The following is a 20,887-nucleotide window of genomic DNA, read 5'->3' as shown; positions in this document are numbered from 1 at the left end:
CGCGGGCGCGGCCCGCCGTCTCATCGCTGCCGGCCACCGCGCCGGCATTTTTCATCGAAAGTGGTCCGAACCATGTCCGCCACCCTAGCCCTTACCGAACAGCTGATCGCCCGCGCGTCCGTCACGCCCGACGACCAGCATTGCCAGCAGATCATGACCGAGCGCCTCGCCGCGCTCGGCTTCGAATGCGAGACCATCGCGTCGCACGGCGTGACCAACCTGTGGGCCGTGAAGCGCGGCACCGCCGGCCGCGACGGCAAGCTGCTCGCGTTCGCGGGCCACACCGACGTCGTGCCGACCGGCCCGCTCGAGCAATGGACCTCGCCGCCGTTCATTCCCGCACATCGCGACGGCAAGCTGTACGGCCGCGGCGCGGCCGACATGAAGACGTCGCTCGCGGCGTTCATCGTCGCGTCCGAGGAATTCGTCGCCGCGCATCCCGACCATCGCGGCGCGATCGCGTTCCTGATCACGAGCGACGAGGAAGGCCCGGCCACCGACGGCACCGTGAAGGTCGTCGAGTTGCTCGACGCGCGCGGCGAGCAACTCGACTACTGCATCGTCGGCGAGCCGACCTCCAGCGCCGAGCTCGGCGACGTCGTGAAGAACGGCCGCCGCGGCTCGATGTCGGGCGAACTGATCGTCAAGGGCGTGCAAGGCCACATCGCCTACCCGCACCTCGCGAAGAACCCGATCCACCTGCTCGCGCCGGCGCTCGCCGAGCTCGCCGCCGAACAGTGGGACGCCGGCAACGAGTACTTCCCGCCGACCACCTGGCAGGTGTCGAACCTGCGCGCCGGCACCGGCGCGACCAACGTGATCCCCGGCCACGCCGACCTGATGTTCAACTTCCGCTTTTCGACCGCGAGTACCGTCGAAGGCCTGCAGGCACGCGTGCATGCGATCCTCGACAAGCACGGCCTCGACTACACGCTGAAGTGGTCGGTGAGCGGCCTGCCGTTCCTCACGCCGCGCGGCGAGCTGTCGAACGCGCTCGAGCACGCGATCCGCGCCGAGACCGGCGTCACGACCGAGCTGTCGACGACGGGCGGCACCTCGGACGGCCGCTTCATCGCGCGCATCTGCCCGCAGGTGATCGAGTTCGGGCCGCCGAACGGCAGCATCCACAAGATCGACGAGCACATCGAGCTGCGCTTCGTCGACCCGCTGAAAAACGTGTACCGCCGCGTGCTCGAACAACTGATCGCCTGACGGAGCCTCGCATGACGACACCTTTTGCAACCGTTCGCGACCTGCTGCGCTACGCGGTCACGCGCTTCTCGAAAGCGAAGCTCGCGTTCGGCCACGGCTCGGACAACGCTTACGACGAAGCCGCCTACCTCGTACTGCACACGCTCGACCTGCCGCTCGACACGCTCGAACCGTTCCTCGACGCGCGCCTGCTACCCGACGAAATCGCGGCCGTGCTCGCCGTGATCGAACGGCGCGCGGCGGACCGCGTGCCGGCCGCGTACCTGACCCATGAAGCGTGGATGCACGGCCACCGCTTCTACGTCGACGAGCGCGTGATCGTGCCGCGCTCGTTCATCGGCGAGCTGCTCGACGACGGGCTGCAGCCCTACGTGGCCGATCCGGAGCAGGTCGGCGCCGTGCTGGAGCTGTGCACCGGCTCGGGCTGCCTCGCGATCCTTGCGGCGAGCGCGTTTCCGAATGCGGACATCGACGCGGTGGACTTGTCCGACGACGCGCTCGAAGTCGCGCGCATCAACGTGCGCGACTACGGGCTCGACGACCGCATCACGCTGCATCGCGGCGACCTCTACGCGCCGCTGCCCGCATTCCGCGCCGAGCCCGACGGGCGCTACGACGTGATCCTGACGAACCCGCCGTACGTGAATGCGGCGTCGATGGCGGCGCTGCCGCCCGAATACCGCCACGAGCCCGAGATGGCGCTCGCCGGCGGCGACGACGGCATGGACATCGTGCGGCGGATCGTCGGCGAAGCGCACCGGTGGCTGCACGACGACGGCGTGCTCGTCGTCGAGATCGGCAACGAGCGCGAGAACGTCGAAGCGGCGTTCGGCGGCCTGGAGCTCACGTGGCTGCCGACCAGCGCCGGCGACGACGCGGTGTTCCTGATCCAGGCGTCGGACCTGCCGCGCAAGGGCTGAACGCCCCGCGCATGCCGGACGCGAACCGTGCGATGCGGTGCCCCGCCGCCCCGCACGGTTCGGTAAGATGCGCGTAAGCGGCCGTCGCGCCGCACGACTCCAGCCGTCCGCCACGCGCCTATGACCTTCGACTGGCTTCATGACTGGCTTCACCTCGGCACCCTGCTCCTGGCCATCCATGTGCTCGGGATCGTCGCGGCGTGCCACGCGATCATGAACACGCGCACGTCGCAAGGCGCGGTCGCGTGGGCCGTGTCGCTCGTCGCGATGCCGTACCTCACGCTGGTCCCCTATCTGTTCCTCGGCCGCAGCAAGTTCTCCGGCTACGTCGACGCGCGCCGCCAGGAGTTGCGGGCGCTGCGCACGCATACGCAGCGCGCACCGTGGCTCGATGCGCACGGCGCCGACGGGCCGGCAGCCGCCGCGATCGGCCCGGCCGCCGTGCTCGCGCTCACGCGTCTCGGCGGGATGCCGTTCGTCGGCGGCAACACCGTGCGCACGCTGGTCAACGGCGATGCGACCTTCGCGGCGATCCTCGCGGCGATCGACGCCGCGCGCGACTACGTGATCGTCCAGTTCTTCATCGTGCGCGACGACGCGCTCGGCCGGATGCTCAGCGATGCACTGCTCGCGCGCGCCGCAGCCGGCGTGCGCTGCTATCTGCTGTACGACAGCATCGGCAGCTTCGATCTGCCGCGCAGCTACGTCGACACGCTGCGCCGCGGTGGCGTCGACGTGCATCCGTTCGCGACCCGCCGCAAGTTCGTCAACCGCTTCCAGCTGAACTTCCGCAACCATCGCAAGATCGTCGTCGTCGACGGCGACCGCGCGTTCGTCGGCGGCCACAACGTCGGCGTCGAATATCTCGGCGCGAACCCGCGCCTGTCGCCGTGGCGCGATACCCATATCGAGATCCGCGGCCCGGTGGTCGCGAGCATCCAGTACGTGTTCGCCGAAGACTGGCACTGGGCCACCCAGACGCTGCCGGCGCTCGCCGCGCCGCCGGCCGCCCTGCCCGGCGACACGATGCACTGCCTGGCCGTGCCGATGGGGCCGGCCGACAAACAGGAAACCGGCTCGCTGTTCTTCGTCGAGGCGATCAACGCCGCGCGCGAACGGGTGTGGATCACGACGCCGTATCTCGTGCCCGACGAAGCGGTGCTCGCCGCGCTGAAGCTCGCGGTGATGCGCGGCGTCGACGTGCGCATCCTGATACCGAGCCGGCGCGACCACTACGTCGTGTTCGAAGCGTCGAAGCTCTATGCGCGCGACCTCGTCGACGCCGGCGTCAAGGTGTTCCGCTACCGCAGCGGCTTCCTCCACCAGAAGGTCGTGCTGATCGATCGCGTCGCGGCCGCGGTCGGCAGCGCGAACCTCGACAACCGTTCGTTCCGGCTCAACTTCGAGATCATGGTGCTGACCGTCGACGCGGCGTTCGCAGCGGACGTCGCGACGATGCTCGATGCCGACTTCGCGCTGGCGGACGAGGTCGACGCCACCGAGTATCGGCGCTCGCCTGCATGGCGGCGCATCGCGATGCACGTCGCCCGGCTGTTCGCGCCGATTCTGTAGCGGGCCGTATGGGCCGCCACGCGGCACGGCCCGCATGCATTCGCGCCGCTCGTGCGGTGCCGCCTTACCGCCTCGCTCGATACGAACCCGCTCAGCCGACCATCACAGCAGCTTGTCGATATCCGCGGCGATCTCCTCGGGCTTCGTCGACGGCGCGTAGCGCTTGACGATGCGTCCGTCGCGACCGATCAGAAACTTCGTGAAGTTCCATTTGATCGCCTTCAGGCCCAGGATGCCGGGCGCCTCGTCAGTCAGGTAGCGGTACAGCGGATGCGCGTGGTCGCCCTTCACGTCGATCTTCGCGAACATCGGGAACGTGACGCCGTAGTTGCGCTCGCAAAACGCGCCGATCTGCGTCGCATCGCCCGGCTCCTGCTTGCCGAACTGGTTGCACGGAAAGCCGAGCACGAAGAAGCCGCGCGCCGCGTACCGGTCGTACAGCTTCTGCAGGCCCGCGTACTGCGGCGTGAAACCGCACTCGCTCGCGGTGTTGACGATCAGCAGGACCTTGCCGCGATACGCGTCGAGCGACACCGGCTCACCGGCGAGCGTCTCTGCGCTGAACGAATACAGGGTGGACATCGGGCACTCCTTATATGAAACCGGACCGACGTGGAGTCTAGGCGAAATCGCGCCGTTGCGGCGCTGGCCGAACGGACGATCTCCGGCGCGGCGCGCGCGCAGTCTAGAATAGCGGTTTTCGTCAGCCATTCCCGCCGTGATCCGTTTCAATCAGTTCAGCCTTGCGCGCGGCACCAAGCCGCTGTTCGAGTCGGCCTCGTTCGTGCTCAATCCCGGCGAGAAAGCCGGCCTGATCGGCGCGAACGGCGCCGGCAAATCGACGCTGTTCGCGGTGCTGCGCGGCGAGCTGCATTCCGACGGAGGCGATTTCGCGATGCCGCCGTCGTGGCGCATCGCCCACGTGTCGCAGGAAACGCCGGCCGTCGACCGCTCGGCGCTCGACTACACGCTCGACGGCGACACCGCGCTGCGCGAGATCGAGGCGCGCATCGCCGCGGCCTCGGCCGCGCATGACGGCGCAGCCGAGGCCGACGCGCACGCGGCATTCGCCGACGCCGACGGCTATACGGCGCCGGCGCGCGCCGAAGCGCTGCTGCTCGGCCTGGGCTTCACGCTCGCGCAGACGCGCGAATCGGTCGCCAGCTTCTCGGGCGGCTGGCGCATGCGGCTGAACCTCGCGCAGGCGCTGATGTGCCGTTCCGACCTGCTGCTGCTCGACGAGCCGACCAACCACCTCGACCTCGACGCGATCGTCTGGCTCGAAGACTGGCTGCACCGCTACGCCGGCACGCTGGTCGTGATCTCGCACGACCGCGAATTCCTCGATTCGATCTGCAACGTCACGCTGCATCTGGAGAATCGCCAGGTGAAGCGCTACGGCGGCAACTACTCGCAGTTCGAAGTGCTGCGCGCGCAGCAGCTGGCGCTGCAGCAAAGCGCCTACGAGAAGCAGCAGAAGACGATCGAGCATCTGCAGAGCTTCGTGGACCGCTTCAAGGCGAAGGCCACCAAGGCGAAGCAGGCGCAAAGCCGGATGAAGGCGCTCGAGAAGATGGAGCTGATCGCGCCCGCGCACGTCGCGTCGCCGTTCACGTTCGAGTTCCGCACGCCCGACGCGGCGCCGAACCCGATGCTCGTGATGGAAGACGTCCGCTGCGGCTACCATGCCGACGACGGTGCGGAAATTCCGATCGTCGAGCGCGTCACGCTGTCGATCCAGAACGGCCAGCGCATCGGCCTGCTCGGCGCGAACGGCCAGGGCAAGTCGACGCTGATCAAGACGCTGGCCGGCACGCTCGCGCCGCTGTCCGGCCACGTGCGCGAAGGCAAGGGGCTGACGATCGGCTATTTCGCGCAGCATCAGCTGGAAACGCTGCGCGAAGACGATTCGCCGCTCGCGCATCTCGCCCGGCTCGCGCCCGACACGCGCGAGCAGGAGTTGCGCGACTTCCTCGGCGGCTTCAATTTCTCGGGCGACATGGCGACGAGCGCGGTCGGCCCGTTCTCGGGCGGCGAGAAGGCGCGGCTCGCGCTCGCGCTGATCATCTGGCAAAAGCCGAATCTGCTGCTGCTCGACGAGCCGACCAACCACCTCGATCTCGAAACGCGTCACGCGCTGACGATGGCGCTCGCGCAGTTCGAAGGCACGCTGATCCTCGTGTCGCACGACCGCCATCTGCTGCGCGCGACGACCGACCAGTTCATGCTCGTCGCCAAGCACCGGCTGCAGCCGTTCGACGGCGACCTCGACGATTACCGCGACTGGCTGCTACAGCACGCGGCCGAGCAACGCGCGGCCGCGAAGGCCGACAGCGCGGCGTCCGCTACGGAGCCCGGCGTCAATCGCAAGGATCAGAAGCGCCAGGCCGCCGAGGAGCGTCAGCGCCTGTCGCAGCTGAAGAAGCCGCTGCAGAACCGCATCTCGAAGCTCGAAAAGCAAATGGAAACGCTGCATGCGGAAAAGGCGCGGCTCGATGCGTTCGTCGCCGATCCGGCGAGCTACGAGGCCGCCCGCAAGACGGAGCTGACCGACGCGATCCGCACGCTCGGCGAAGTCACGACGCGCCTCGAAGCCGTCGAGGCGGAGTGGCTCGCGGTGCAGGAAGAGCTCGAGCAGATCGGCTGAACGGCAACGCTGAACGGCAACGCCAGTCGGACGCCGTCGTGTGCGCGCCCACGGCAGCCGCGCGGCGGCGGCGCGCCGCACGTCGACGGACGTGCCGGTTTACCGGTTTGCCGGCCCGAATGCAAAGAGGCCGGGCATTTGCCCGGCCTCTTTGCCCATACCGCGTTCGACGTCGATGCACCGACCTGCCCCGATCGCACCGCCGCTCAACGCCGCGGCAGCGTATCGCGCGGCAACTGCTCGTCGTCGCCCATCAGGTGACGCCGCCCTTCGATCGGCCGGCGAATCGCCGCGGCGACTTCCGCTTCCGTCACGTCCTGGGACACGACGCGGCGCGCGAGGCGTCCTTCGTCGTCGATCCATTCGACGATCCGGCATCCGCCGCCCCACGGCTGGACGATCGGCTCCGACACGCGGCAGCCGCGCAGCTGGTAAAGGCGTCCGCTCGGCGCTTCCCTATACGGTTTCAACATAGGTTCCCTTCGCATTGCGCGGTTCGACAATCGGGCAAAGGATAGGGAAAAGCGATGTCCGGCGGGTTACAACTGCCTACATATCGTTTACAGCACGTTACGCGACCGACCGTCTGCGGCGACGCCGGCCGCACCGCCTCATTCGAGCTCGCGCACGCGGTCAATCGCCTGCTCGATGCGCTCGACGGCCATCACGTTCAGCCCTTCGATCGGCTGCTTCGGCGCATTCGCCTTCGGAATCAGCGCGGCCGTGAAACCGAGCTTCGCGGCCTCGCGCAGCCGCTCCTGGCCGCGCGGCGACGGCCGGATCTCGCCCGCGAGCCCCACTTCGCCGAACACGATCAGCCCCTTCGGCAACGCCTTGTTGCGCATCGACGAATGGATCGCCAGCAGCACCGCGAGGTCGGCGGCCGGCTCGGTGATCTTCACGCCGCCCACCGCATTCAGGAACACGTCCTGGTCGAAGCACGCGATGCCCGCGTGCCGGTGCAGCACCGCGAGCAGCATCGCGAGCCGGTTCTGCTCGAGGCCGACCGCGAGCCGGCGCGGATTCGGCACGTGCGCCGTATCGACGAGCGCCTGGATTTCGACGAGCAGCGGGCGCGTCCCCTCCTGCGTGACCAGCACGCAGGAGCCGGGCACGACCTGCTCATGCTGCGACAGGAACAGCGCCGACGGATTCGCGACGCCGCGCAGCCCGCGCTCGGTCATCGCGAACACGCCGAGCTCGTTGACCGCGCCGAAGCGGTTCTTGAACGCGCGCACGAGCCGGAACGACGAATGGGTGTCGCCTTCGAAGTACAGCACCGTGTCGACGATGTGCTCGAGCACGCGCGGGCCCGCGAGATTGCCCTCCTTCGTCACGTGGCCGACCATGATGATCGCGGTGCCCGACTGCTTCGCGATGCGCGTGAGCTGCGCCGCGCACTCGCGCACCTGCGCGACCGACCCGGGCGCCGAGGTCAGCGCCTCCGAGTACACCGTCTGGATCGAGTCGACGACGGCCACGTCGGGCCGTTCGGTGTCGATCGCGGCCTGGATCTTCTCGAGCTGGATCTCGGCGAGCAGCTTCAACTCGGCCACCGGCGCGCCGCCGTCGAGCAGCGCGAGCCGCTGCGCGCGCAACGCGATCTGCGCGGCCGACTCCTCGCCGCTGATATACAGCGCGCGCCGCTCGCTCGCGATGTCGGCGAGCGACTGCAGCAACAGCGTCGACTTGCCGATGCCCGGATCGCCGCCGATCAGCACCACGCCGCCGGGCACCAGGCCGCCGCCCAGCACGCGGTCGAATTCGCCGATGCCAGTCGAGAAACGCGGCACGTCGGCTGCCTCGATGTCGGCCAGGCGCTGCACCGGCGCGCGTTTCGCGAGCGACTGGAACCGATGGGCGGCCGGCGATTCCGCGACCGACTCGACGAGCGTGTTCCAGGCATGGCACGACGGGCACTGGCCCTGCCATTTCGGGGTTTGTCCGCCGCACTCGCTGCAGACGTAGACGGTTTTCTGTTTCGCCACGCGTCGCCCTTATTCCGCCCGCACCGGTACGCGAGGCGCGACCGCACACATCAATTCATAGCCGATGGTTCCGCAATGGCGCGCGACGTCGTCGATCGGCAGCGTGTTGCCCCACAGCTCGACGCGCGCGCCGACGCCGGCCTGCGGGCACGGGGTCAGGTCGACGGTGATCATGTCCATCGACACGCGGCCGACGATCCGCGTGCGGACCCCGTCGACGATCACCGGCGTGCCTTCGGGCGCGACGCGCGGATAGCCGTCCGCGTAACCGCACGCGACGACGCCGATGCGCATCCGGGCCGGCGCCGAGAACGTCGACCCATAGCCGATCGCCTGCCCCTTCGCGATCGTCTGGACGGCGATCAGCTCGGACGTGAGCGTCATCGTCGGCTGCAGGCCCGTGTCGGCGATGTCGGCCGACAGCCCCGACGGCGATGCGCCGTACAGCACGATCCCCGGCCGCACCCAGTCGAAGTGCGTGTCCGGATGCCACAGCACGGCGGCCGAATTCGCGAGGCTGCGCGCGCCGGCGATGTTTTCCGCGCCGCGCTCGAACGTCGCGAGCTGCTCGGCGACGCCGCGCTCGGTGTCGGCATCCGAAAAATGCGTCATCAGCGTGATCTGGCCGATCGCCGGGCACGCGCGCGCACGCTCCCATGCGGCGCGGTATTTTTCCGGCTGGTAGCCGAGCCGGTTCATCCCGCTGTTCATCTTGAGCTGCACGTTGACGGGCTTCGACAGCCGCGCCGTCTCGAGCATCCGCATCTGCTCGTCGTTGTGGACGGTGGTCGTGAGGCTGTAGCGGTCGATCACGTCGATGTCGGTCGAGCGGAAGAACCCCTCGAGCAACAGGATCGGGCCGGCCCAGCCGAGCTCGCGCAGCTTCACCGCTTCGTCGAGATCGAGCAGGCCGAAGCCGTCGGTGCCGCGCAGGCCGGGAAACACGCGCGCGAGACCGTGGCCGTACGCATTGGCCTTGACGACCGCCCAGACCTTGGACGGACCGGCAAAGCGACGCACGACGGAGAGATTGTTCGCGAGAGCGGCGGTATGGATGGTGGCGGAGATCGGGCGCGGCATGGGAAATTTACGTAAAGACGCTTGCAAATCAGCAGCTTACCGCGCCTTTTGAGCACCGAAGCCGACACTTTGCGGAACGATCGGGGGATCTTGCTAGTCCGAACTGCCGTATTTTCGTGTTATAAAGCCCTGCGCACAACCCATTTCGAACGGAATAAGCCGATCGCATACCAGGCGGCCTACGCGGCCCTACCGCAGCGACGAAAGCATCGCATCAGATGAAAAAAGGTTTTTACACCATCATGGCCGCGCAGTTTTTCTCGTCGCTGGCCGACAATGCGCTTCTCATCGCCGCCATCGCCCTGCTGAAAGACCTCCACGCGCCCAACTGGATGACACCGCTGCTCAAGCTGTTCTTCGTGTTGTCCTATGTGGTGCTGGCCGCGTACGTCGGCGCATTCGCCGACTCGCGCCCGAAGGGTCGCGTGATGTTCATCACGAACACGATCAAGGTCCTCGGCTGCCTGATCATGCTGGTCGGCGCCCATCCGCTGTTCGCGTACGGGATCGTCGGGTTCGGCGCCGCCGCGTACTCGCCGGCCAAATACGGGATTCTGACCGAGCTGCTGCCGGCCGACCGCTTGGTGGCCGCGAACGGCTGGATCGAAGGCACGACGGTCAGCTCGATCATTCTCGGCACCGTGCTCGGCGGCGCGCTGATCAGCCCGCACATCGCGGTGCACGTGATCGCGCACACGCCTGCGTGGATCGCCACGCCGGCCGAAGCCGCGATGGCGATCATCATGATGATCTACGTGGTCGCCGCGCTGTTCAATCTGCGCATTCCCGATACCGGCGCCCGCTACCCGAAGCAGGAGCGCGGCCCGGTCAAGCTGCTCACCGACTTCGCCGACTGTTTCATGGTGCTCTGGCGCGACAAGCTCGGCCAGATCTCGCTCGCGGTCACGACGCTGTTCTGGGGCGCGGGCGCGACGCTGCAGTTCATCGTGCTGAAGTGGGCCGAGGTATCGCTGAACATGTCGCTGTCGGAAGGCGCGATCCTGCAGGCGGTCGTCGCGGTCGGCGTCGCGGGCGGCGCAATCGCCGCTGCCGCGCGGATCCCGCTGAAGAAGTCGCTCACCGTGCTGCCGGTCGGCATCATGATGGGCATCGCCGTGATGCTGATGGCGTTCTATACGCGCAACCTGTTCCCGGCGCACTGGGCCGTGCATATCGGCCATCTGCGCCTGCCGGTCTACCTGATCGTCGCCTACCTTTTCCTGATCGCCGTCGGCGCGCTGTCCGGCTACTTCGTCGTTCCGATGAACGCGCTGCTGCAGCATCGCGGCCACGTGCTGCTGTCGGCCGGCCACTCGATCGCGGTGCAGAACTTCAACGAGAACCTGTCGGTGCTCGTGATGCTGTGCCTGTATGCGGTGCTGGTCTGGCTCGACGTGCCGGTCGGCATCGTGATCGTGCTGTTCGGCACGTTCGTCTGCCTGACGATGTGGCTCGTGATGCGCCGCCATCAGGCGAATCAGCGTCAATTCGACTCGGTCGCGCTGATCGGCGAATCGCGGCACTGACGCTACACTTGCCGTTCCTTCCGCTCCAGTCCATCCGCGCCGGTCGTCGAACCGGCGCGTTGCCATCATGACGCACCCGATACCCAACGTCCTGACGATCGCCGGTTCCGATTCGGGCGGCGGCGCGGGCATCCAGGCCGATCTGAAGACCTTCTCCGCACTCGGCGCGTACGGCGCGAGCGCGATCACCGCGCTGACGGCGCAGAACACGCGCGGCGTGACCGGCGTGCATGCGCCCGACGCCGCGTTCGTCACCGCGCAGCTCGATGCGGTGTTCGACGACATCCGGATCGACGCGGTGAAGATCGGCATGCTCGCGAACGCGTCGATCGTGCATGCGGTGGCCGAGGCGCTGCGGCGTTACGCGCCGCGGTTCGTCGTGCTCGACACGGTGATGATCTCGAAGAGCGCGCACGCGCTGCTCGCGCCCGACGCGGTCGATGCGCTGCGCAGCGCGCTGCTGCCGCTCGCAACCGTCGTCACGCCGAACCTCCCCGAAGCGGCCGCGCTGCTCGGCGATGCGCACGCGACGACCGAGGACGACATGGTCCGGCAAGGCCGCGCGCTGCTGCAGACCGGCGCGCGCGCGGTGCTGATGAAAGGCGGTCACCTGCCCGATGCGGCCGTGAGTCCCGACTGGCTCGTCGACGCCGCGCACGCGGTGCGGCTCGACGGCGCGCGCATGCCGCTCAGCAATACGCACGGCACCGGTTGCACGCTCGCGTCGGCGATCGCTGCATTGCTGCCGCAACGGCCCGACCTCGACAGCGCGGTACGCGACGCGAAGACCTACCTGACCGGCGCGATCGCCGCGAGCGGCCGGCTCGACGTCGGTCGCGGCGTCGGCCCGGTGCATCACTTCCATCGGTGGTGGTGAGCGCCGGCCGAGCGTGCGTCAGCGGTCCGGCGCGGCGAACGCGACAGCGCGCGCCGGCCAGTCGTCGGGCACGATGAAGCCGCGCGCCGTCTCGCGCCAGAGGCGATCGTTACGCTGCCGATAGACGCCGATCAGCGCGGGCGCCTGGCGCGCGGTGAGCGCGGACGGCACGCCGGACGTATCCGCCAGCGCTTCGGGCGCGGCATCCGGCGCGAGCCGGCGCGGCGCGAGCCACGCGAGCCGCGGCAGCACGCTCCATGCCGCGCCGTCGGGTTGCGCGGCCGCCCACGCCGGCCATTGCGCGTGCGTGAGCCAGAAGCCGCGCGGATGATCGTCGGCGATTTCGGCGGACACCGGCGGCAGCGGCACGCCGTGCGGATAGAACAGCCAGCCCTTGACGAACATCTGCGCGTCGGACGGCGCGCCGTAGCCGAGCAGCGCGAAGCCGTGCCGATCGCCGAGCCGCAGTTGGTGCTCGAGCAGCCGGCTGCGCTTGCGATCGAGACGGTCGGCGAGGTTCGGGCCGACGAAATCGGCGAGCGATGCCGCGCCGGCGACCGGCGCGCACAGATAGCATTTGACCGCGAGTTCCCAGTGCAGGCGCTGCCCGTCCGGTGCGTCGACGAGAAAGTCGACTTCGCCGAGCGTCTTGCCGTTGCTGCGCAGCGGCAGGTTCGCGGCGACGAGCCGCAACGACGGCCCGTGTGTGAGGAAATATTCGAGCAGACATTCGGCATAGCGGCCGAGCCGCACCGGGCGCACGCCGTCGAGCGCGCGGTGCAGCGGCTGCGGCGCGGCGTCGAGCGCGGCGAGCCATGCTTCGACGGCCACCCGCTCGATCGCATCCGACCAGGGATGCGCGAGCGGCGCACCGGGCGCCGCCGTCAGCAGGCTCGGGCTCGCGAGGAGCCAGCCCAGATCGCGTACCGCGGCATCGCGCAGCGTATCGACGAATGCGAACGCCGCGTCGTGCGTCATCGGCCGGCCAGCCCGCTCGCGTCGGTCGCCGCCGACTGCCGGAACGTATCGCGCGCGAGGCACAGGTCGGCCCATGCCTTCGACTTGTCCTGCAGGCTGCGCAGCAGGTAGGCCGGATGGTAGGTGACGATCACCGGCACGCCTTCGTAGGCGTGCACGCGGCCGCGCAGCGATGCGATGCTCGCGTCCGTCTTCAGCAGCGTCTGCGCGGCGAAGCGGCCGAGCGCGACGATCAGCTTCGGCTTCACGAGCGCGACCTGGCGCTGCAGATACGGCTCGCAGCGCGCCACCTCGTCCGGCTCCGGATTGCGGTTGCCGGGCGGGCGGCACTTGATCACGTTCGCGATGTAGACGTTCGTGCCGCGCGCGAGCGTGAGCGACTGCAGCATGTTGTCGAGCAGCTTGCCGGCCTGGCCGACGAACGGCTCGCCCTGCTTGTCCTCGTTCTCGCCCGGCGCCTCGCCGATCAGCATCCAGTCCGCTTCGCGATCGCCGACGCCGAACACCGTCTGCGTGCGCTTCTCGCACAGGCGGCAGCTCGTGCAGCCGGCCACGCGCGCGGCGAGTGCGTCCCAGTCGAGCGTCGCGACCGGCGCGACGTCGGCGCGCATCTCGGCCGGCGGCAGCGGATCGCCGGGCGGCGTCGCGTCGAACCAGGCGAAATCGTCCTCGGCGGCGAGCGGCATGTCGCTCGCGGGAGCGGGCGATGTAGCGGGCATCGATGCATGGTCGGCCGCGGCGGCGGCGTGGGCGGGACGGTCCGATTCGGCTCTCGGCATGGCTGTGCCGACGCGCGTCGCATCCTCGCGCGCTTGCACGGGCTGGGCCGGCTGTGCCGATCGCGTCGTGCGTTGCGCTGGCGAGGCCGCGGCCTCAGCGACGTCGGCCGGCACGGCGGTCGCGGTCGTTGCGGTCGTTGCAGCCACCGCATCATCCATCGCGCCCGCCACCGCATCACCCGCCGCACTGCCCTGCCTCCCCTGCCCGCGCCGCACCCAGATCTGCGCGAGACCCATTTCCTCGAGCGCTGCTTCAGCCCACGCCATGCGCGTCCCCCTCGTCCTTGTTCAGCGTCAGACGCATCACGATCGCGTCCTCGCGGCTGCGATGCTTCGCCGGATAGTAGTTCTTGCGCCGGCCGATCGTCGCAAAGCCGAAGCGCTCGTACAGATGGATCGCGCGCGCATTGGACGGCCGCACCTCGAGCAACACGCCGTCGAGCCGTTCCGCGCGCGCGATGCGCACCGCTTCGCGCAGCAGCGCGAGGCCGGCGCCCGATTGCTGAACGGCCGGCGCGACGCACAGATTCAACAGATGCATCTCGTCGATCACCGGCATCAGCACGCAATAGCCGACGAGCGCGCCGGTCACGTGCCGCAGGCACACGCCGAAATAGCCGTTGCGCAGCGAATCCTCGAAGTTGCCGCGGCTCCACGGGAATTCGTACGCGACCTGCTCGATCGCGACGACTTCGTCGAGATCGGCATCGGTCATCGGCGACAGGTAGCGATCGCTGAGCAACACACCCGTCATGGCTTCGCTCCGCCTGCCTGCGCGGCGCGCGCGGCCATGCGTTCGGCGGTGGTCTGCGCGACCTTGTCGCGCACGTATTCGGGCGCGGCATGCTCGGCCGGCACCGTCCGGCCGGCGCGGAACGCGCGCAGCGCGACATGCGCGAGCGCCAGCGCATGCGGCAGCGCTTCGCCGTCGATCACGGCGGCCCGTGCGGCAGCCGGCAATTGCGCACCGAACGCGGCGGCGGCGTTGCCCGCGAGCGTGAACGGCGCATCGGGCACGCCGACTGCGCCCGGCGCATCGAGCGCCGCCGGATGCAGCGTCTGCCAGTCGCCCGCACGCTCGTCCCACGCGAAATCGGCCCAGTACGCCTCGTCCATCCGCGCATCGAGCGCGGCCAGCACGCGCGTCGTGCCCGGCGCGCGCAGCCGCGCGTGCTCGGCGCACACGAGCAGCGTGCCGACCGGCACGACCGGCAGCCCGCGGCCGAACGCGAGACCCTGCGTGATGCCGGTCGCGGTACGCAGGCCGGTGAACGAGCCGGGGCCCGCGCCGAACGCGATCGCATCGCAATCGGCGAGCGCGAGGCCCGATTCGGCGAAAAGCTCCTGGACGGCCGGCAGCACGCGGGTGCTGGACACGGCGCCCGTCAGCTCGTGGCGGACCCAGGTTTGCGGGGAGGAAACGGCGGCGTCGGCCGGAGCCGAGCGCAGCAGCGCGACCGAGCAGTATTCGGTCGACGTATCGATGGCGAGGAGCACTGTTTGCGTCATGGCCGACATTGTAATGCGGCGCCCCGCTCCGACGGGCGTTCGGCGATGATCGCGGCGCTCGCGGCGCGCCGCGGGCGGTTTGGAAGGATCGCTCGACCCCGCGCGGCGCGGCGCTTGTTAAGATCGGCCGGACCTGAAACCCTTACTGAACTATTTACGGAGACACGCGATGAGCGACCTCACCGCCCAATTCGACCAGGCCCAGATCGACGTCAAGCAACTGACCGAGCGCCCGGGCAACCTGACGCTGCTGCGTCTGTACGCGCTGTTCAAGCAGGCGACCGACGGCGACGCGCACGGCGACAAGCCGGGCTTCACCGACATCGTCGGCAAGTACAAGTACGACGCGTGGGAAGCGCTGAAAGGCACGTCGCAGGACGCGGCGAAGCAGCAATACGTCGAGCTGGTCGAATCGCTGAAGAACGGCACGGCGTCCTGATCGGGCCCGCCCGCCGCAAGCACTGCTCAAATCAGTGGCGCAGCGCAGCAAATATCCTTATAATGCTGGCTGCGTCACCTCCCGCGCTCGGCTCGTAAGCCGTTCCGGCACGACGCCTCGTAGCGTTAAGCTCCAATCCGGTTTAGAACCTGTCCCCTCCTGCTTCGACCCTCGCGGTCGTCACGTATCAGGCTGGCGGCCCCGCTCCAGAAGCGCGCCGCACCCAAAACAGCTTCTAATGCCTCATCTGCCGACGGTTCGGCGGATTGCACCCGTTTCCCGATTTGCTCGCTGAATCCGACGACTTGGGTATGCGCGATTGGCGCCGACGTTTCACCCACTGTGTTTCAAGGATTGTTATGACTTCGAGCATCAACACCAGCCCGCTCAACGCGATCGCCGACCAGGCGCTCGGTCTCGACGCCGCCGCACCGGCCGCAGTCGAACCGGCGTCGGACGAGCCGACTTTCGCGTCGCTCGGGCTGTCGCCGGAGATCGTCTCCGCGCTGGAGGCAGCCGGCTACGCCAAGCCGACGCCGGTGCAGCAGCGCGCGATTCCGGCCGGTATCGCCGGCCGGGATCTACTGGTATCGAGCCCGACCGGTTCGGGCAAAACGGCCGCCTTCATGCTGCCCGCGATCGAACGCTTCGCGCAGCTCCAGAAATCGCAGGCGCAGCAACCGCGCGCGCCGCGTGAACCGAACCAGGGCGACCGCCGTGCGCGCCGCCCGCAACCGGTCGCTCGTCCGAGCCTGCTCGTGCTGACGCCGACCCGCGAACTCGCGATGCAGGTCACCACGGCCGCGACGACCTACGGCAAGCACCTGCGTCGCCTGCGCACGGTCAGCATCCTCGGCGGCGTGGCCTACGGCCAGCAGCTGATGCTGCTCGCGAAGAACCCCGAGATCCTCGTCGCGACGCCGGGCCGCCTGCTCGACCACCTCGAGCGCGGCCGCATCGACCTGTCGGAACTGAAGATGCTCGTGCTCGACGAAGCCGACCGCATGCTCGACATGGGCTTCATCGACGACATCGAAACGATCGTCGCCGCGACGCCCGCGTCGCGCCAGACGATGCTGTTCTCGGCCACGCTCGACGGCAAGATCGGTTCGCTGACGAGCCGTCTGCTGAACAACCCGGAGCGCATCGAGATCGTCGCGAAGATCGAGTCGCGCGCGAACATCGCGCAAACGGTGCACTACGTCGACGACCGCGACCACAAGGATCGCCTGCTCGATCACCTGCTGCGCGACGACGCGCTCGACCAGGCGATCATCTTCACGGCCACCAAGATCGACGCCGACCAGCTCGCCGGCCGCCTCGCCGACGCCGGCTTCGAATCGGCCGCGCTGCACGGCGACCTGCCGCAGGGCGCGCGCAACCGCACAATCCGTGCGCTGCGCGAGCGTCGCGTGCGCGTGCTGGTCGCGACCGACGTCGCGGCCCGCGGCATCGACATCCCCGGCATCACGCACGTGTTCAACTACGACCTGCCGAAGTTCGCGGAAGACTACGTGCACCGTATCGGCCGCACCGGCCGCGCCGGTCGCTCGGGCACCGCGGTGAGCCTCGTGCACCACGCGGAACAAGGCGCGCTCAAGCGCATCGAGCGCTTCGTGCGCTCGCCGCTGCCGGTCAACGTGATCGAAGGCTTCGAGCCGCGCAAGGCACCGACCCGCACGCCGGGCAGCGGCGGTCGCGGCCGTCCGGGCGGCGGTAACGGCGGTCGCCGTTTCGGCGGCAAGCCGGGCGGCGGCTACGGCAGCGGCAATGGCCGTAGCTACGGCGGCGGCACTGGTAACGGCAACGGCGGCGGCTGGAGCGGCAAGCCGGGCGGCAGCCGCGACGGCGGTCCGCGCCGCGACGGCCAGCGCAGCGGCGGCCCGCGTCGCAGCAACTCGGCGTCGTAAGCACGTCCCGGGCGGCCCCGCCGCCCCAGCCATCGGCAAGACCGGCGCACCCGCGCCGGTTTTTTTTCGTCTTGCGCCACATTTCACGATGCGGGAAATTTTTTTGCGTCGTAAAAAATCATGCTGCGTGGCACAACCTGCGCCGTTGCGTGATGGAAAAACCCGTTTCTCAATGCGACACGCTCCGCATATCCCACTGATTCATAACGATTAAAAAATTTCAGCGGGTTCCGAAAAGCCTCTGTTTCCGCTCCAGCGGTTTGCCTAGACTCTTATACAAGACTTCGCGACCTTCACCGGTCTCGCGAAACAGCATCGTCAGCGTCCGATTCGAACCATCAGGCAATACACCGTATCAAGGAGCACATCATGTCGCGACAGCAACAGGCACTGGAACTGCAGAAGCAGTGGGACACCGATCCGCGCTGGACGGGCATCAAGCGCGGCTACACGGCCGACGACGTGGTCCGCCTGCGCGGCTCGATCGCCGTCGAGCACACGCTCGCGAAGCGCGGCGCGGAAAAGCTCTGGCGGCTCATCAACGAGGAACCGTTCGTCAATGCGCTGGGCGCGCTCACCGGCAACCAGGCGATGCAGCAGGTGAAGGCCGGGCTAAAGGCCATCTATCTGTCGGGCTGGCAGGTGGCCGGCGACGCGAACGTCGCCGGTGAAATGTACCCGGACCAGTCACTGTATCCGGCGAACTCGGTGCCGCTCGTCGTCAAGCGCATCAACAACACGCTGACACGCGCCGACCAGATCCAGTGGTCGGAAGGCAAGGACCCCGGCGACGAAGGCTACGTCGATTTCTTCGCGCCGATCGTCGCGGACGCGGAAGCCGGCTTCGGCGGCGTGCTGAACGCGTTCGAGCTGATGAAGGCGATGATCGAGGCCGGCGCGTCGGGTGTCCACTTCGAGGACCAGCTCGCGTCGGTGAAGAAGTGCGGCCACATGGGCGGCAAGGTGCTCGTGCCGACGCGCGAGGCCGTCGCGAAGCTGTCGGCGGCGCGGCTCGCCGCCGACGTGATGGGCACGCCGACCGTTCTGGTCGCCCGTACCGACGCGGAAGCCGCGGACCTCATCACGTCCGACATCGACGACAACGACAAGCCGTTCCTCACCGGCGAGCGCACGGTCGAAGGCTTCTTCCGCACCAAGCCGGGACTCGAGCAGGCGATCTCGCGCGGCCTCGCGTATGCGCCGTATGCGGACCTCGTGTGGTGCGAGACGGGCAAGCCGGATCTCGAGTACGCGAAGAAGTTCGCGGAGGCGATCCACAAGCAGTTCCCGGGCAAGATGCTGTCGTACAACTGCTCGCCGTCGTTCAACTGGAAGAAGAACCTCGACGACGCGACGATCGCGAAGTTCCAGAAGGAACTCGGCGCGATGGGCTACAAGTTCCAGTTCATCACGCTGGCCGGCTTCCACGCGCTGAACTACTCGATGTTCAACCTCGCGCACGGCTATGCCCGCACACAGATGAGCGCGTTCGTCGAACTGCAGCAGGCCGAGTTCGAAGCGGCCGACAAGGGTTTCACCGCGGTCAAGCACCAGCGCGAGGTCGGCACCGGCTACTTCGACGCGGTGACGCAGACGGTCGAGCGCGAAGCGTCGACCACCGCGCTGCACGGCTCGACCGAGGACGAACAGTTCTTCGACGGCAAGAAGGTGGCATAAGGCGCGCCAGCACCGCACCGGACAACAATCAGGGAGGAGACGGCAGGCGCGCGACGAAAGTCGCGCGACCGGCCGCGCGGCTTCGGCCGCCTGCAACGACGCGCGCCGGCCTGGTCCGGCGCGCCCTTTTTCGGCGCGGTCGTTCGGCCGTACCGCCGAGGCCGCCGCCATTACCGATAGACGATCACCGGAATTTTCGTATGGGTCAGCACGCGTTGCGTTTCGCTGCCGATCAGCAGGCTGCCGAGCCCGCGACGTCCGTGGGACGCCATGAAGATCACGTCGCAGCCGCCGCGCTCGGCCGCCTCGATGATGCCGAGGTACGGCGACGGATGCACGCTCGTCCAGCTGTCGCATGCGACGCCGGCTGCCTTTGCGGCGGCCTGCACGTCGTCGAGATGCGCGCGCGCCTCGCGCTCGCTGCGGGCCCGGAAATCGGCCGGCGGCTCGATGATCACCTCGGAAAACGGCGAGTACGGGTACTGCGGCAGGCACGCATAGGCGGTGACACGCGCGCCGACCGCACGCGCGAGATCGATCGCGCCGTCGATCGCCTTCTGCGACAGCTCGGAGCCGTCAGTTGGAACGAGGATGTGCCGGAACATCGCGCCCTCCTGCGTCAGTCGGACCGCGCGCGCCGCGTCCGCGAGCCAAGCCGCCGCGGAACGTCGCGCACGCCAGCTTCGATTGTAGTGCGCGAAACCCGGCTGCCGACGCCGGCAGCGGGTTCGCCCTCATATCGGAAACGCGCGGGACGACGCGGCAGCATGCCATGCGCCCTATGCGCCCCAATACCCCGGCCGTTCGTACGTGTGCTTCAGATAGTCGAGAAAGAGGCGCACGCGCAGCGGCAGATGGCGGCGCTGCGGAAACACCGCATGGATGCCGATCGGCGGCGCCGCGAACGCGTCGAGCACGCTGACCAGACGGCCGGCCGCGACGTCGTCGCCGACCTCCCACCACGATCGCCACGCGAGGCCGTAGCCGGCGAGACACCATTCGTGCAGCACCGCGCCGTCCGAGCACTCCATCGTGCCGCTCACGCGGATCGACACGACCTTGCCGTCCTCCTGGAACGTCCAGCCGCGCTGCTGGTTCGCATTGGCGGCGAGCGCGAGGCAGTTGTGGCGCGCGAGCTCGGCGAGCGTCGCCGGCGTGCCGCGGCGCGCGAGATACGCGGGCGACGCGACGCACACGCGGCGGTTCTCGCCCAGTTTCAGCGACACCAGCGACGAATCGGGCAGCTCGCCGAGCCGCACCGCGCAATCGAACCCTTCGTTGACGAGATCGACCATCCGGTCGGACAGGTCGAGCGTGACCGATACGTCCGGATGCGCGCCGCTGAACTCCGGCACGAGCGGCGCGACGTGACGCCGCCCGAAGCCGGCCGGCGCGGAGATGCGCAGATGGCCGCTCGCCTTCACGCCGCCCGCCGACACGCTGGCCTCGGCGTTCTGCATGTCGTTGATGATCCGCTGGCAATCCTCGAGGAACGCCGAGCCTTCGAAGGTCAGCGTGAGCTTGCGCGTCGTGCGCACCAGCAGCTTCACGCCGAGCCGCTCCTCGAGCGCGTCGAGGCGGCGGCCGATGATCGCCGGCGCGACGCCCTCCGCGTGCGCGGCCGCCGACAGGCTGCCCTTCGCCGCGACCGCGGCGAACGTTTCGATCTGCTTGAACCGGTCCATGACTCGCAACGGGCGGCAGCGCCGCCGCCCTTCAATTCGTCTGAGCGACCAAGATTATGTATATGAAAGTAAAAAATCAAGTGATGAT

The 20,887-nt window shown here is 68.5% G+C and carries 19 protein-coding genes; 9 read left to right on the top strand and 10 right to left on the bottom strand.

Features of this window, described 5'->3' with window-relative positions; all coding sequences use genetic code 11:
* The first annotated feature begins 72 nt into the window (after window positions 1-72).
* From dapE to cls, 3 genes are all read left to right on the top strand, one after another.
* Window positions 73-1,212, top strand: coding sequence for a succinyl-diaminopimelate desuccinylase (dapE, locus tag MBR110_RS07955; RefSeq protein WP_011885156.1), 1,140 nt, complete (start codon window positions 73-75; stop codon window positions 1,210-1,212).
* A gap of 11 nt (window positions 1,213-1,223) precedes the next feature.
* Window positions 1,224-2,132: a 50S ribosomal protein L3 N(5)-glutamine methyltransferase gene (prmB, locus tag MBR110_RS07950; protein WP_034195306.1), complete on the top strand. Its 909-nt coding sequence runs from the start codon at window positions 1,224-1,226 to the stop codon at window positions 2,130-2,132.
* 120 nt (window positions 2,133-2,252) lie between these two features.
* Window positions 2,253-3,704: a cardiolipin synthase gene (cls, locus tag MBR110_RS07945; protein WP_014723230.1), complete on the top strand. Its 1,452-nt coding sequence runs from the start codon at window positions 2,253-2,255 to the stop codon at window positions 3,702-3,704.
* 102 nt (window positions 3,705-3,806) lie between these two features.
* Here the strand turns inward: cls and MBR110_RS07940 are convergent, their stop codons facing one another.
* Window positions 3,807-4,286: a glutathione peroxidase gene (locus tag MBR110_RS07940; RefSeq protein WP_014723231.1), complete on the bottom strand. Its 480-nt coding sequence runs from the start codon at window positions 4,284-4,286 to the stop codon at window positions 3,807-3,809.
* Window positions 4,287-4,422: 136 nt separating this feature from the next.
* On the opposite strand from MBR110_RS07940, the gene MBR110_RS07935 reads away from it, so the two are divergent.
* Entirely contained in the window at window positions 4,423-6,351 is a 1,929-nt protein-coding gene (locus MBR110_RS07935; protein WP_011885160.1) for an ATP-binding cassette domain-containing protein, read from the top strand.
* 206 nt (window positions 6,352-6,557) lie between these two features.
* On the opposite strand, the gene MBR110_RS07930 is transcribed toward MBR110_RS07935, so the two are convergent.
* The 3 genes from MBR110_RS07930 to alr all read right to left on the bottom strand — a co-directional run bounded on the left by MBR110_RS07930 (window position 6,558) and on the right by alr (window position 9,419).
* Entirely contained in the window at window positions 6,558-6,824 is a 267-nt protein-coding gene (locus MBR110_RS07930) for a DUF2866 domain-containing protein (protein ID WP_011885161.1), read from the bottom strand.
* A 138-nt stretch (window positions 6,825-6,962) separates the two neighbouring features.
* On the bottom strand, window positions 6,963-8,339 hold the full coding sequence (gene radA, locus MBR110_RS07925) for a DNA repair protein RadA (RefSeq protein WP_011885162.1): 1,377 nt from the start codon (window positions 8,337-8,339) through the stop codon (window positions 6,963-6,965).
* Window positions 8,340-8,348: 9 nt separating this feature from the next.
* Complete coding sequence (alr, locus tag MBR110_RS07920; protein WP_011885163.1) at window positions 8,349-9,419, bottom strand: alanine racemase; 1,071 nt, start codon at window positions 9,417-9,419, stop codon at window positions 8,349-8,351.
* Between the two features lie 218 nt (window positions 9,420-9,637).
* Here alr and lplT point away from each other — a divergent pair, with 218 nt between their 5' ends.
* Both lplT and thiD read left to right on the top strand, forming a co-directional pair.
* Window positions 9,638-10,945, top strand: coding sequence for a lysophospholipid transporter LplT (gene lplT / locus MBR110_RS07915; protein WP_045578976.1), 1,308 nt, complete (start codon window positions 9,638-9,640; stop codon window positions 10,943-10,945).
* Window positions 10,946-11,012: 67 nt separating this feature from the next.
* A complete protein-coding gene (thiD, locus tag MBR110_RS07910; protein WP_059734883.1) occupies window positions 11,013-11,822 on the top strand; it encodes a bifunctional hydroxymethylpyrimidine kinase/phosphomethylpyrimidine kinase in 810 nt (269 codons plus the stop codon).
* 18 nt (window positions 11,823-11,840) lie between these two features.
* On the opposite strand, the gene MBR110_RS07905 is transcribed toward thiD, so the two are convergent.
* The 4 genes from MBR110_RS07905 to tsaB are packed head-to-tail and all read right to left on the bottom strand — an operon-like array spanning window position 11,841 to window position 15,097.
* Window positions 11,841-12,800 (bottom strand): DUF1853 family protein, encoded by a 960-nt coding sequence (locus tag MBR110_RS07905; protein WP_059734885.1) that lies wholly within the window; start codon window positions 12,798-12,800, stop codon window positions 11,841-11,843.
* On the bottom strand, window positions 12,797-13,846 hold the full coding sequence (locus MBR110_RS07900; protein WP_059461318.1) for a uracil-DNA glycosylase: 1,050 nt from the start codon (window positions 13,844-13,846) through the stop codon (window positions 12,797-12,799). Before MBR110_RS07900 ends, MBR110_RS07905 begins: the two co-directional genes overlap by 4 nt.
* Entirely contained in the window at window positions 13,833-14,333 is a 501-nt protein-coding gene (rimI, locus tag MBR110_RS07895) for a ribosomal protein S18-alanine N-acetyltransferase (RefSeq protein ID WP_014723236.1), read from the bottom strand. Before rimI ends, MBR110_RS07900 begins: the two co-directional genes overlap by 14 nt.
* Complete coding sequence (tsaB, locus tag MBR110_RS07890; protein ID WP_011885169.1) at window positions 14,330-15,097, bottom strand: tRNA (adenosine(37)-N6)-threonylcarbamoyltransferase complex dimerization subunit type 1 TsaB; 768 nt, start codon at window positions 15,095-15,097, stop codon at window positions 14,330-14,332. Before tsaB ends, rimI begins: the two co-directional genes overlap by 4 nt.
* A gap of 160 nt (window positions 15,098-15,257) precedes the next feature.
* Here tsaB and MBR110_RS07885 point away from each other — a divergent pair, with 160 nt between their 5' ends.
* From MBR110_RS07885 to aceA, 3 genes are all read left to right on the top strand, one after another.
* Window positions 15,258-15,527 (top strand): acyl-CoA-binding protein, encoded by a 270-nt coding sequence (locus MBR110_RS07885; RefSeq protein ID WP_011885170.1) that lies wholly within the window; start codon window positions 15,258-15,260, stop codon window positions 15,525-15,527.
* 359 nt (window positions 15,528-15,886) lie between these two features.
* A complete protein-coding gene (locus tag MBR110_RS07880) occupies window positions 15,887-17,437 on the top strand; it encodes a DEAD/DEAH box helicase (protein ID WP_011885171.1) in 1,551 nt (516 codons plus the stop codon).
* A 369-nt stretch (window positions 17,438-17,806) separates the two neighbouring features.
* Window positions 17,807-19,114 (top strand): isocitrate lyase, encoded by a 1,308-nt coding sequence (aceA, locus tag MBR110_RS07875; RefSeq protein WP_014723240.1) that lies wholly within the window; start codon window positions 17,807-17,809, stop codon window positions 19,112-19,114.
* 170 nt (window positions 19,115-19,284) lie between these two features.
* Here aceA and MBR110_RS07870 read toward each other — a convergent pair whose 3' ends face one another.
* The gene (locus MBR110_RS07870; RefSeq protein WP_011885173.1) at window positions 19,285-19,719 is read right to left on the bottom strand and encodes a universal stress protein; all 435 of its coding nucleotides are present in this window, start codon (window positions 19,717-19,719) and stop codon (window positions 19,285-19,287) included.
* A gap of 174 nt (window positions 19,720-19,893) precedes the next feature.
* The gene (locus MBR110_RS07865) at window positions 19,894-20,799 is read right to left on the bottom strand and encodes a LysR family transcriptional regulator (protein ID WP_011885174.1); all 906 of its coding nucleotides are present in this window, start codon (window positions 20,797-20,799) and stop codon (window positions 19,894-19,896) included.
* Window positions 20,800-20,887: the final 88 nt, after the last annotated feature.

It is taken from the genome of Burkholderia sp. MBR-1 (assembly GCF_013822785.1).
In the GTDB taxonomy this organism is placed as follows: Bacteria; Pseudomonadota; Gammaproteobacteria; order Burkholderiales; family Burkholderiaceae; genus Burkholderia; species Burkholderia vietnamiensis.
This window is presented reverse-complemented; position numbering and strand designations above follow the sequence as displayed.

Coding starts and splice junctions, on each gene's coding strand:
- MBR110_RS07880 (WP_011885171.1), top strand. CDS start 15,887: ATGACTTCGAGCATCAACACCAGCCCGCTCAACGCGATCGCCGACCAG.
- alr (WP_011885163.1), bottom strand. CDS start 9,419: ATGCCGCGCCCGATCTCCGCCACCATCCATACCGCCGCTCTCGCGAAC.
- MBR110_RS07930 (WP_011885161.1), bottom strand. CDS start 6,824: ATGTTGAAACCGTATAGGGAAGCGCCGAGCGGACGCCTTTACCAGCTG.
- prmB (WP_034195306.1), top strand. CDS start 1,224: ATGACGACACCTTTTGCAACCGTTCGCGACCTGCTGCGCTACGCGGTC.
- cls (WP_014723230.1), top strand. CDS start 2,253: ATGACCTTCGACTGGCTTCATGACTGGCTTCACCTCGGCACCCTGCTC.
- MBR110_RS07905 (WP_059734885.1), bottom strand. CDS start 12,800: ATGACGCACGACGCGGCGTTCGCATTCGTCGATACGCTGCGCGATGCC.
- thiD (WP_059734883.1), top strand. CDS start 11,013: ATGACGCACCCGATACCCAACGTCCTGACGATCGCCGGTTCCGATTCG.
- dapE (WP_011885156.1), top strand. CDS start 73: ATGTCCGCCACCCTAGCCCTTACCGAACAGCTGATCGCCCGCGCGTCC.
- MBR110_RS07870 (WP_011885173.1), bottom strand. CDS start 19,719: ATGTTCCGGCACATCCTCGTTCCAACTGACGGCTCCGAGCTGTCGCAG.
- tsaB (WP_011885169.1), bottom strand. CDS start 15,097: ATGTCGGCCATGACGCAAACAGTGCTCCTCGCCATCGATACGTCGACC.
- rimI (WP_014723236.1), bottom strand. CDS start 14,333: ATGACGGGTGTGTTGCTCAGCGATCGCTACCTGTCGCCGATGACCGAT.
- aceA (WP_014723240.1), top strand. CDS start 17,807: ATGTCGCGACAGCAACAGGCACTGGAACTGCAGAAGCAGTGGGACACC.
- MBR110_RS07940 (WP_014723231.1), bottom strand. CDS start 4,286: ATGTCCACCCTGTATTCGTTCAGCGCAGAGACGCTCGCCGGTGAGCCG.
- lplT (WP_045578976.1), top strand. CDS start 9,638: ATGAAAAAAGGTTTTTACACCATCATGGCCGCGCAGTTTTTCTCGTCG.
- MBR110_RS07885 (WP_011885170.1), top strand. CDS start 15,258: ATGAGCGACCTCACCGCCCAATTCGACCAGGCCCAGATCGACGTCAAG.
- MBR110_RS07900 (WP_059461318.1), bottom strand. CDS start 13,846: ATGGCGTGGGCTGAAGCAGCGCTCGAGGAAATGGGTCTCGCGCAGATC.
- MBR110_RS07865 (WP_011885174.1), bottom strand. CDS start 20,799: ATGGACCGGTTCAAGCAGATCGAAACGTTCGCCGCGGTCGCGGCGAAG.